This window comes from Streptomyces sp. SirexAA-E (genome assembly GCF_000177195.2).
GTDB lineage: Bacteria > Actinomycetota > Actinomycetes > Streptomycetales > Streptomycetaceae > Streptomyces > Streptomyces flavovirens.
In genome coordinates this window covers 3,301,372-3,311,672 of sequence record NC_015953.1, presented here as the reverse complement: position 1 = coordinate 3,311,672, position 10,301 = coordinate 3,301,372, and the positions used below count along the sequence as shown (strand labels likewise).

The following is a 10,301-nucleotide window of genomic DNA, read 5'->3' as shown; positions in this document are numbered from 1 at the left end:
GTGGAACTGCTACTCCTGGGGCTCGTGGGCGCCCTTGCCTGGAAGCTCTACAAGCTGTGGCGAACCCCCCACGACGCGCCTCTGCGGTCGGTGACTCTCTGCCTCCTCTGCGCCACGCTTTCCTACCCCATCGCTATGCCGGGAGGCGCGACCGGCGTCGACACGGTGGCGGGGCACGGGGCGGCGAAGTTGGTCCAGAACGTGCTGCTGATCGTCTCGATGTACTTCCTGACGTGCTTCTACCTCTACTCTGCGGCTGACGAGGAGGCGAGCCGTCGCAGGGCGAACAAGGAGGCGGTCGCCGTCGTGGCCGTCGTGGTGGTCATCACCCTGGCTGCCGTATCGGTGCCGCACGAGGTCTTCGCCGGCAGTTTCAGCACCGCGGACATGACGGTTCCGCAGATCGCTGTCTTCTACGGCGGAGCCGGGTGTTACCTGACGTACGTCCTGGGCCTCGCCGCCAGGTGGACCCGCACCTACGCCCGAATGTCCCGGCGCCCCCACGCAACAGGACTGTGGATGGCGGCTGTTGGTCTGGGCGCGATGGCCGTGGCCTGCGCGATCAGGGCTGTCATCGTGGCCGTCCGCTGGGCGGACATCGAGGTACCCCAGCGTCTGATGGCTGCGGTCGCGTTCCTGTTGGTCGCATCCATCCTTCTGTTCACGGCCGGGATCACCTACTCGGGGGTCCGCGCCCGAATATCTTCTTCGAAACTCTGGCTCCAGCACCGACGTGATTACCGGCGCCTCGCCGCCCTCTGGGAGTTGTTGGCCGAGGCGTTCCCCGACAACGTTCTGCCGCCGGCATCCTCGTCCGCCCACGACCGACGACGCGCTCGGGGAGTCCACCGCCGCTACCACCGCCGCATCGTGGAGATCAGAGACGGCCTGGTCGCCCTCAGCCCGTACCTCCTGGTAGACGACACCGGCATCACAGCGCCCGACGCCGACTCGGATGAGCTGGCAGCTCGGCTACGGCGCGCTTCGGCCCGGATCAAGGAAGGGGCCCCCGTGCCCCGCCGGGCGGTCCCCCTCGCCATGACGCTGGGGAGCGATCGAGCGGCAGATGTGAAACAACTGATTGCGGTGTCCGACGCGCTGGTGACAGACCGCGCGACCCCCCTCACGATCAAGGAGGCACCATGCTGATTAGCGGACGACGTGTGCTCGTCGACACGGGCACGTATCTGGACGACGGCGCCGTCCTGATCGAGGGCGACTCGATCGTGGCTGTGGGGCCGCGCAAGGAGATCGAGGAGCAGACCGACGCCGACGTGCCGCGGTCGGTGTTCGACGGCACGCTTCTGCCCGGCTTGATCGACGCCCACGTACACCTCGCTTTCGACGGGAGCCCCGACCCCGTGTCCGCTCTCCAGCACTCGACGGATGAGGCCCTGCTCGCGGACATGCGCCGTCGCGCGGAGGAACTGCTGATCAGCGGCGTCACCACGGCCCGTGACCTCGGAGACCGGAACGGACTGGCACTTCGCCTGGCTGCGGAAATTGCCGACCAGCGCACGCCAGGACCGAGGATCGTCTCCGCAGGCACGCCCCTGACCACCGTCGGCGGGCACTGCCACTTCCTCGGCGGTGAGGTCTCGGGCGAAGCCGAGATCCGCGCCCTCATCCGCCTCAACCTCGAACGAGGCGCTGGGGTCATCAAATGCATGGTCACTGGCGGCGGGCTCACCCGGGGCGGGCCCGCAAGCCACGAATCCCAGTTTTCCGCAGCGGAACTGCGACTTCTCGTAGATGAGGCTCACGCGGCAGGCGTCCCCGTCGCGGCCCACGCGCACGGAGCCGACGGCATCACCGCAGCCGTGGATGCCGGAGTGGACACCATCGAGCACTGCACGTGGATGACCGGCGACGGCCTCGACTTCCGCCGGGACGTGGTCCAGCAGATCATCGACCGTGGCATCACCGTCTGCCCTGCGGTAAGCCCCCACTGGCGAATGCTCCCTGCGATCTTCGGTGAGGAGCGCGCCGCCGAGATGTTCGACCTGGTACGCCAGATGGCAGACGCGGGTGTGAAGCTGATCGCCGGCACGGACGCCGGAGTGCAGCGTGCCACCTTCAACGGCCTGGTGTCGGCCCTCTCGTTCTACGCCCACCTCGGCCTGGCGAACGCCGAGATCATCAACATGGCGACGACTGCCGCAGCCACGGCCCTCGGGCTCGGCTCCACAACCGGCCGCATCGCTCCGGGCTACCGCGCGGATCTCATCGCTGTCGAGGGAGACCCGCTCTCGGATCTCGATGCCCTCCAGAACATCACGGCCGTATTCGCCTCCGGTCGGCGACGCGAGCCGAACGCACCAGCTGAGTAGTCGGGGCTGACCGAGCCCTGCCCTCCAGAGGCGCGGAGGGCAGGGTCCTACTTGTCGTCTGCGGGGTCGACCTGTTTCTCGAACTCGGCCTGCAGGTCCGTCAGGAGCGAGAGAACCTCGGGCGACAGACCCTCCGGGCCGAGGCCACGAGCCCGAACCCGTCCGATCGTCCCGTTCCGGGATGCGAGCAACACACGAATTCCCTGGTACACCTGACGGGCGACGGCCTCGTCCGGCTCGAAGTACATGCGCTCTACGCCGAAGAACTCTGCAAGGCCCTCCAGGACAACGGGGGCCGGGCCGTCGGCGTCGCCGGCACCTGTTCGGAGGGCCTCGACCTCCTTGGCCGTGACCACCTCTGCCCCTGCATGCCGGTTCACCGCCTCCGCGATTTCTCCATCCCCTGGAGCTGCGCCCATCGGGTAGGAGTGTTCCAGTAGGAAGCTGATCTTCTCCCCGAGAGCGCGGGGATGCTCCTCGGCCTCGGCGGCTGCGACGCTCTTGTCTCCGGCCTCTTCGACGACGTTTCCGAACGAGCGCTCCTGGGCTTGCTCCAGCGCCTTCTCCGATACGCCGTACGCCGCTGCCAGCTTCGCCACGTACTTCGGCTTGAGTCGCCGCACGCCGCTCTCGGCCGCAGCCACCGGGCCGTCACTCTTCGTGTCGATGAACTTCGCCACCTCGTACCGGTAGAGGCCCGCGTCGCATCGCAAGTCCGTTAGGTCGGGCGAGCCTTTACGGGGGAACAGCTCATCCAGAGGCTTCCCGAGTACACGTGCGATGCCCGGCAGCTTTTCCTGGTCCGGAGTGCTTGATCCCGCCTCCCACCCGGCCACGGTTGACTCCGCAGCGCTGACGGCAGCGCCCACTCCAGCCTGCGGGATCTCGGCAGCCCGCCGTACGGCGCGCACCACTGTTCTGTCGAAGTGGCGAGCTGGCATCGAGACCTCTTTTTCGTCCGAGTCGAAGAACTATCGACTCGTTGACCTTTCGCGCGAACCGGGATAGCTTCAGACTACCGAAAAACGGGGTGCCGTGCATCCCTCCCAGCCAGGCTGCGTGCCTGCCGAGGGCGTGAGGCTGAGGAGGAGAACACCTCCTTCGGCGCGCCCGGCAAGAGGGGGTGCCGACCGAACGCGGGTCAGGGAGGGGGCAGGGGATGCACGCCGAGGGCCCGTAACACGACGAAGCAACGAAGAACCGGCGCCCGGGAGTTACCAGCTCCCAAGCGCCGGGCCGGCGCCCCGAAGGGCGCCGATTCACATCTCGCGGGCGGCGGGGCTTTTGCACGAGAACCACCGCACCGCGCTCCTACGAACCACGGAGTATCGCATGCCTGCCATGCCGAGCGGAATCCCGGCCTGCCCGGACACCAGCCGCCGACACCGCCTCGCCGCCCAACTCGCCGACATGATCCCCGGCGCAGCCACCATCCGGGTCAGCCTCACCGACCCGGCGCAGGTGTGGCCCCACCCGCACACGATCGTGCAGGACGAGGCCGGTCGGTCGATGGAGCTGGGCCGGACGACATCCAGGGTCGCCGCCCGCTGGATCCTGAGGGTCTGGCCGGACGAGGACTGGACCCGCCCGCACACCTTCCGCCTCGCCGATGCCACCCTCACCCGCAGTGACTCGGTCGCCGCCGAGCGGGGCCGCTGACATGCCCAGGATCCGAACCATCAAGCCGGAGGCGTTCACCTCCGAGTCACTCGCCGAAGTGACCGTGACGGCCGAGCGGACCTTCTTCGGCATGCTCACCCAGGCCGACGACCACGGTCGCCACCGGGACAACGCCGCGATCATCGCAGGGCTCCTCTGGCCTTTGCGTGCCGAGCACACCTCGGTCCACGTCGAAGACGACCTCCACCAGCTCGCGAACGCCGGTCTGATCTGCCGGTACACCGGATGCGACGGCCGCCGCTACCTCCACATCGTGACCTGGTCCGAGCACCAGAAGATCGACAAGCCGAGCCAGTCACGCCTGCCCTCGTGCCCGCAACACCAGGCCGCCGATCGGTGCGCACCGTGCAAGGGCTCGTGCTCCCGGCGGACCGAGGGGTCGTCCACGGCTCCCGGAGGGCTCGCCGAGACCTCCGGGAGGGCTCCCCGAGCCCTCGATCTGCCTGCCGTATCCGCCTCGACGACGCCGGACCACGCAGACGAGTCCGTCGCTGACCGGCAGGAGGCTGTCGACGGCGCGATCGGCACAGCGGGGCGAGCTGGTGCTAAGAGTGCAGGTCAGACCGCATTCTCCGAGGACTCCCCGAACCTTCCCCGAAGCCTCTCCGAAGGCTCGGCGCCTGGATCTAGGATCGTGGATCCTGGATCTCTTGTCCCTACGGGGCGCACAGCGCCCGCACCCAGCGTCTCCGCCAAGGACCTCGTCGGCGAGTACGTCGCCGGGTGCGACCAGCGCCCCCCGAACGACGTGATCGGACACCTCGGGCGGATCACCAAGAAGCTCCTTGACGAAGGCATCGCACCGGAGCACATCCGAGCCGGGCTGGCGAACTTCGCGGCCAACCCGAGGCACCCGAGCGTGCTGACCAGCATGGTCAACGAGGCAATGAACGCTCGCCCCGGCGGTTTGGCGCGGCCGGGAATCCGGCCTAACGTGCCCGCTCACCAGGCGTGGACCAACCCGGCCAACGCTTCCGCCGCCTACGCCGAGGAGCTGTGATGCACACCCATCACCGCGAACCCCAGCTCCTCGGCCACGAAGGCACCCTGGAGCGCATGGCCCGGATCCTGGCCGCCCGCAACATCGACCCGGCCGACGCCGCCGCGCTCCCCGACGACCCCGAGCCGTTCTCCCCGCTCGACGCCCTCCTGGCCGGGATGCCCCCGCGCTACCAGGCGGCTGCCGCCGACCACCCGATGGTCCTGGACTGGGTCGGGAAGGTGACCGAAGCGGCCGTCGCCCCCAGCCGGGGAGCCCGGCGGCAAGTCACCACCGGGCCCAGCCTCCTGATGGCCGGGGTCGTCGGCGCGGGCAAGACGCACCAGGCGTACGGCGCGGTCCGAGCGCTGGTGCGGAACGGGGTCGGCGTGCGCTGGCGCGCGAGCACCGCTGCCGACCTGTACGCCGATCTCCGCCCCCGGCCCGGGGTCGACAGCGAGCGGGAGCTGGCGGCCGTCAGCCGGTGCCCGCTGCTGATCGTCGATGACCTCGGCGCGGCCAAGACGAGCGAGTGGGTCGAGGAGATCACGTACCGGCTGATCAACCGCCGGTACAACCTCATGCTCCCGACCTTGATCACCACCAACCTGGCGATCAAGGACCTCCGCTCCTACCTCGGTGACCGCGTTGCCTCCCGACTCGCGGAGATGACCACCCGGGTCGAGTTCGAGCCGCTCGACCGCAGACGCTACCGCGCAGCAGCCTGACCTGCCGCAGGTCACCACGTCCGGGCCGCGCCCCTCTGCGCGCCTCCACGAGCAACTTCACGACCAGCGCACCTCTCCGCCGACGCCCCTGCGCGCGGAGAGCGATCGGAGCAACCCGCATGACCAGCACGATGAACAGCCCTGTCCACCACCGCCAGCTCGGCGACCAGACCTGGCAGGCCGACGCCGTCTGCCAGAGCACCGAGTACAACCCGGTTGACCCCGAAATCTTCTTCCCCGAGCCCGACGAGACCGCCAAGATCGCCACGGCCAAGGCCCTGTGCGGCCAGTGCCCGGTCCGCCGAACCTGCCTGGACGCCGCTCTCGAAGGAGGTGACACCGACGGGATCCGAGGCGGCCTGACGGAGGAGGAGCGCGGGCCGCTGCACGAGAAGCTCCCCAGCCGCCTCGAGTACAGCCGCGTCAACGCCACCATCGCCGGGCGCGACGTGCACCTCACCCATACCGAGCGCCGCGCGGTCGAGCACGCTGCCTACCGCCACGGGGTGAGCGAGCAGCGCCTGGCCTGGCTTCTGAAGGTCACCGAGGAGCACGCCAAGAAGCGATACCGCGAGATCCGCCGGGCCGAGCGCAACCGAACCCTGAACCAGCCCAAGGAGACCGTCCTGCCACCCGCGGTCGACGGTGAGCACCCGGTCCGCGACGACTTCGGGACGGCGGCATGACCACTACGAGCACACCGAAGGCGGCGCACATATCCGCCTGGGACCGCGCGGTGGTCATCGCCCTGGGCGGCGCGGGGTGCGCGCTGTCGTACGACGCCCTCCAGCAGATGGCCGTCGCCATCCACGTCCGGGGCCTGTTGACCTTCGTCTTCCCGTTGGTGATCGACGGGTTCATCGCCTACGGCGTCCGCGCGCTCCTGGTCCTGCGCGATGCCCCGCTGCGCGCCCGGCTCTACGTCTGGACTCTCGTCGGCACGGCCACCGCCGCCAGCATCTGGGCCAACGCGCTCCACGCGGTGCGGATCAACCAGGACGCGGTCGCCGGCACCGGTCTCCGGCTTGGGGACACGGTGGTCGCGGTGCTGTCCACCATCGCACCGCTGGCCCTGGCTGGAGCTGTCCACCTCTACATCCTCATCGCCCGGGGGCCGGTCAAGGACAGTGACCGCGAGGACCTCGGTCAGGCCGGTCACCTCGGTCAGGTCAACCGGAGCGACGGCGCAGAGGTCACCCGGACCGACCGGGTCGGTCAGCAGCCGGAGGCCGGTCAGCCGGTCACCGCCCGGACCGACCGGCAGCCGCTCTCCCTGGACAAGCCGACTCCCACCACTCGGTCGCTCAGCGGGGACAGGGCTCCGGCGGACAGCAGCGCCCCTGTCACCAGTGACCGGAGCCAGCCGCACGAGGCCGCTGAGCTGCCCGGACAGTCGGACACCGCGCGGCCGGTCACTGACCGCCCCGGTGACACCGCCTCGGTGACCGGCGACGAGGACAGCCGGGGGGCGTCCACCGCCCTGCCGGTCACTCCGTCGGGCACCGCCCCGTCGGTCACTGACCGGCGGGCCCGGACAGCCGGTGACCGGCGATCTGACTCGGACACCGAGGAGCTACTGAAGATCGCTCGGTCAGCGGTCAGGGCCGAGGGCAAGCTGACCCGCAAGGTGGTCGGACAGGCGATCCGAGACCAGCAGATGACGCTCTCCAGCGACACCCTGACCACCTTGATGGCCCAGCTCCGCGAGCAGCACGGACAGCCGGTCAGCTCCGCCCGGACCTGATCGGACAGTACGGAGCGGGTGGCCGAGCAGGTCACCCCGGCCGGTCACCCGCTTCGCACACCCGCCCTACCTTCCTCCATAGCAGAAGCGGAGTACATCTGATGCGCACTCACCCGGCCACCCCCGCCGAAGTCGACTCCTGGCTGACCGTCCTGCACCAGCGCGGCCACCTCCACCGCGCTCAGTCCGGCCCCGACACCTCCTGGATCGTGCAGCGCGAGCAGCACGACCGTCCGTGGACCCTGCACCACCCGGTCCTGGCCATGGACTGGATCGCGGACCTCGTCCACGAAATCCAGCAGCAGGACCCGGAGACGAGCCGGTGACCTCCGACGACCCGGCGGTGGTCACGGCTGGGCAGCAGCGTGACCCCACCACGGCTCCTGGCGGAGCAAGCTATCGCGTACGACGGTCCTACGGCCCGTCGCACGCACTTGCCCCCGCCCCGGAGGGCGGGGGAAGCCCGGCTGGTCCCCGAGCGAGGGCGCACGGGGACCAGCCGGGCAACCGGCACCAGGGGGCGCCGGTCACCGGGGGAGAAGCCGACCACGACGACCACCGCGAGCAGCCGAGCCCGAGCACGCCCGCCTTCCCCGACCGCAAACCGCGCCGCCGCACCCGCAACCCCAACGAGCGCGCCCGCAAGACGACCACCCGCCTCTCCGACGACGAGAAAGCCGAGATCACCGCCGCCGCCATGCAGCGCGGCGTCACCGTCGCCCGCTTCCTCGCCGCCGCCGCTCTCGCCGCCGCCCGCGGTTCGACCACCCTGCACACCAACGAACAACTCGACGCCGCCATCGACGAACTCGCCGCCCTACGAACCGCGCTGGCCCGGCTCGGCAACAACATCAACCAGATCGCCTACACCTACAACGCCGGCGGACAGCCCCGCCCCGGCGAACTCGACCGCGCACTGAGCGTGCTGCTCCGGCTTCTCGCCCGCGTCGACGACGCGGCGAACACCCTGGTGACCAGGAGGCTGTGATGGTCCCCGACATCGGACGCGGCTCACGCACCCACGGCCTGCTCGTCTACCTCTACGGCCCTGGCCGGCGCGAGGAGCACACCGACGCGCACCTCGTCGGCTCCTGGGACGGCTTCGCCCCCGACCCCGGCCGCGACCCCGACCCGCAGGTCACCCTCGCCCGCCTCACCGCCGCCCTCGACCTGCGGGTCAAACAGGCCGGCGACCGCGCACCGGCCAAGCACGTCTGGCACTGCTCGGTCCGCACCGCCCCCGGCGACCGGCGGTTCTCCGACGAGGAGTGGAACGCCATCGCCCAGCGCATCGTGCAGGCCACCGGCATCGCCCCCGAGGGGGACCCCGACGGCTGCCGGTGGATCGCTGTACGCCACGCGGACGACCACATCCACATCGTCGCCACCCTGGTCCGAGGCGACCTGCGCAACCCGCGCCTGAACTACGACTTCAACAAGGCCCAGGCCGAATGCCGCCGCATCGAGAAGGAGATGGGCCTGCGCCGCCTCAACGCCGGCGACGGCACCGCCGCGAAGAACCCCACCAGCGCCGAGAAGTTCAAGGCCGAACGCACCGGCCGCCCCGAGACCTCCCGCGAAACGCTGCGCGAAGCCGTCCGCCAGGCCCTCGCCGGAGCAGCTGACGAAGAGGAGTTCTTCACCCGGCTGCGCGAGGCGGGCCTGCGGGTGAAGGTGCGCCACGCCCCGTCCGGCGACGCGCTCGGCTACAACGTGGCCCTGCCCGGCGACCGCAACCGCCACGGCGAACCCGTCTGGTACCCCGGCTCCAAACTGGCCCCCGACCTCTCCCTCCCGAAGATCCGGCACCGCCTGACCGACGGCACCATCGACCAGTCGGTGCCGTCGGCCACCGAGGGCCGACAGCAGTGGTCCCCGCCCGCCCGGGAACGACGCGGAGCCACCGGCACCGCCGAGCGTGCCACCGTCCTCCTCGACGGAGCTGGTGACGACGAGGAAGCCGCCGCCCAGCTCGTCGGCGTCGGCGAACTCCTGGACGCGGTCGCCCAGACCTCCCCGGCCGCCACCCGCGCCGAGCTGGCCGCCGCCGCCCGCGCCTTCGAACGGGCGACCCGCAGCCACGTCCGCGCCGAGCACGCCGACACCCGGGCGCTGCGCTCGGCCGCCCGGGGCATCATCCGGGCCGGCGGCGCGCTCGGCCGGGGCGAGGACGGCGGCACCACAGCCATGCTCCTGTCCACCCTGGTCCTGGTCACCCTCGCCGCCGCCCGCTGGCACTCCGCCCGCGGTCACGCCCAGCAGGCCCACGCCTCCCGACAGACCGCAGAGCACCTGCGCACCGCCTACCGACAGGCCGCCGCCACCCCGATGCGAGTCCTGCACGAGCAGGGTCGCGCCCTCCCCGAGGCCCAGCGCCGGACGCACGAAGCCACCCTCCGCGCGGCCCTGCCGGAGCAGGACGTACGAGCGGACGGCGTGCCGAAGACCGACGCCCTGGTCGCCACCCTCGCCCAGGCCGAGCAGGCAGGCCACGACCCCAAGGCCCTCCTGCGGCAGGCCGTCAACATGCGCGAACTCGACACCGCCGCGGACGTGAACGACGTCCTGGTCTGGCGCCTTCGCAGGATCGCCCAGCTCCCCGCCCACCCGGGCGAAGCTCCTCGCCGCCCACAGGCCGGCACCCGCCCGCCGAAGACCTCGGCCAACCGCACCAACGAACGGAACATCCCCGCAGCGGCCCCGCGCCCCGCTGCCTCCGATCCGCGCAGCCGCCCACCGCGCCGCTGACCACCACGCGCGTATGGCCGGCCATCGGCCGACCGGGCTCCACGAAATGCCTGGACAGACAGCTCCACCGGCTGTTACGGATGAAAGCAAGC

General features: G+C 70.6%; 11 protein-coding genes. 10 read left to right on the top strand and 1 reads right to left on the bottom strand.

Features of this window, described 5'->3' with window-relative positions; genetic code table 11:
* On the top strand, window positions 1–1,149 hold the full coding sequence (locus SACTE_RS14685) for an MAB_1171c family putative transporter (RefSeq protein WP_014046814.1): 1,149 nt from the start codon (window positions 1–3) through the stop codon (window positions 1,147–1,149).
* Window positions 1,143–2,330, top strand: a complete 1,188-nt coding sequence (locus SACTE_RS14680) for an amidohydrolase family protein (protein WP_014046813.1) — start codon at window positions 1,143–1,145, stop codon at window positions 2,328–2,330. The genes SACTE_RS14685 and SACTE_RS14680 overlap by 7 nt, the downstream gene beginning before the upstream one ends.
* A gap of 47 nt (window positions 2,331–2,377) precedes the next feature.
* Here SACTE_RS14680 and SACTE_RS14675 read toward each other — a convergent pair whose 3' ends face one another.
* Window positions 2,378–3,271 carry a helix-turn-helix transcriptional regulator gene (locus SACTE_RS14675; protein WP_014046812.1) on the bottom strand — a complete coding sequence of 298 codons (894 nt, stop codon included), beginning with the start codon at window positions 3,269–3,271 and terminating at the stop codon, window positions 2,378–2,380.
* Between the two features lie 391 nt (window positions 3,272–3,662).
* Between SACTE_RS14675 and SACTE_RS14670 the strand changes: the two genes are divergently transcribed.
* The 8 genes from SACTE_RS14670 (at window position 3,663) to SACTE_RS14635 (ending at window position 10,209) form a co-directional block, all read left to right on the top strand.
* Window positions 3,663–3,989 carry a hypothetical protein gene (locus SACTE_RS14670; protein WP_014046811.1) on the top strand — a complete coding sequence of 109 codons (327 nt, stop codon included), beginning with the start codon at window positions 3,663–3,665 and terminating at the stop codon, window positions 3,987–3,989.
* 1 nt (window position 3,990) lies between these two features.
* Window positions 3,991–5,010 carry a hypothetical protein gene (locus tag SACTE_RS14665; RefSeq protein WP_014046810.1) on the top strand — a complete coding sequence of 340 codons (1,020 nt, stop codon included), beginning with the start codon at window positions 3,991–3,993 and terminating at the stop codon, window positions 5,008–5,010.
* Window positions 5,010–5,717: an ATP-binding protein gene (locus tag SACTE_RS14660; RefSeq protein ID WP_014046809.1), complete on the top strand. Its 708-nt coding sequence runs from the start codon at window positions 5,010–5,012 to the stop codon at window positions 5,715–5,717. The genes SACTE_RS14665 and SACTE_RS14660 overlap by 1 nt, the downstream gene beginning before the upstream one ends.
* Window positions 5,718–5,836: 119 nt before the next feature.
* Window positions 5,837–6,403, top strand: coding sequence for a WhiB family transcriptional regulator (locus SACTE_RS14655; RefSeq protein WP_014046808.1), 567 nt, complete (start codon window positions 5,837–5,839; stop codon window positions 6,401–6,403).
* On the top strand, window positions 6,400–7,461 hold the full coding sequence (locus SACTE_RS14650; RefSeq protein ID WP_014046807.1) for a DUF2637 domain-containing protein: 1,062 nt from the start codon (window positions 6,400–6,402) through the stop codon (window positions 7,459–7,461). The genes SACTE_RS14655 and SACTE_RS14650 overlap by 4 nt, the downstream gene beginning before the upstream one ends.
* A gap of 101 nt (window positions 7,462–7,562) precedes the next feature.
* Window positions 7,563–7,787, top strand: a complete 225-nt coding sequence (locus SACTE_RS14645; protein WP_014046806.1) for a hypothetical protein — start codon at window positions 7,563–7,565, stop codon at window positions 7,785–7,787.
* A complete protein-coding gene (locus SACTE_RS14640) occupies window positions 7,784–8,449 on the top strand; it encodes a hypothetical protein (RefSeq protein ID WP_014046805.1) in 666 nt (221 codons plus the stop codon). The genes SACTE_RS14645 and SACTE_RS14640 overlap by 4 nt, the downstream gene beginning before the upstream one ends.
* Window positions 8,449–10,209, top strand: coding sequence for a relaxase/mobilization nuclease domain-containing protein (locus SACTE_RS14635; RefSeq protein WP_014046804.1), 1,761 nt, complete (start codon window positions 8,449–8,451; stop codon window positions 10,207–10,209). Before SACTE_RS14640 ends, SACTE_RS14635 begins: the two co-directional genes overlap by 1 nt.
* Window positions 10,210–10,301 lie beyond the last annotated feature (92 nt).

What these genes read in the sequence shown, in the direction of transcription:
- SACTE_RS14680 (WP_014046813.1), top strand. Translation starts at nt 1,143, where the DNA reads ATGCTGATTAGCGGACGACGTGTGCTCGTCGACACGGGCACGTATCTG.
- SACTE_RS14675 (WP_014046812.1), bottom strand. Translation starts at nt 3,271, where the DNA reads ATGCCAGCTCGCCACTTCGACAGAACAGTGGTGCGCGCCGTACGGCGG.
- SACTE_RS14670 (WP_014046811.1), top strand. Translation starts at nt 3,663, where the DNA reads ATGCCTGCCATGCCGAGCGGAATCCCGGCCTGCCCGGACACCAGCCGC.
- SACTE_RS14665 (WP_014046810.1), top strand. Translation starts at nt 3,991, where the DNA reads ATGCCCAGGATCCGAACCATCAAGCCGGAGGCGTTCACCTCCGAGTCA.
- SACTE_RS14660 (WP_014046809.1), top strand. Translation starts at nt 5,010, where the DNA reads ATGCACACCCATCACCGCGAACCCCAGCTCCTCGGCCACGAAGGCACC.
- SACTE_RS14655 (WP_014046808.1), top strand. Translation starts at nt 5,837, where the DNA reads ATGACCAGCACGATGAACAGCCCTGTCCACCACCGCCAGCTCGGCGAC.
- SACTE_RS14650 (WP_014046807.1), top strand. Translation starts at nt 6,400, where the DNA reads ATGACCACTACGAGCACACCGAAGGCGGCGCACATATCCGCCTGGGAC.
- SACTE_RS14645 (WP_014046806.1), top strand. Translation starts at nt 7,563, where the DNA reads ATGCGCACTCACCCGGCCACCCCCGCCGAAGTCGACTCCTGGCTGACC.
- SACTE_RS14635 (WP_014046804.1), top strand. Translation starts at nt 8,449, where the DNA reads ATGGTCCCCGACATCGGACGCGGCTCACGCACCCACGGCCTGCTCGTC.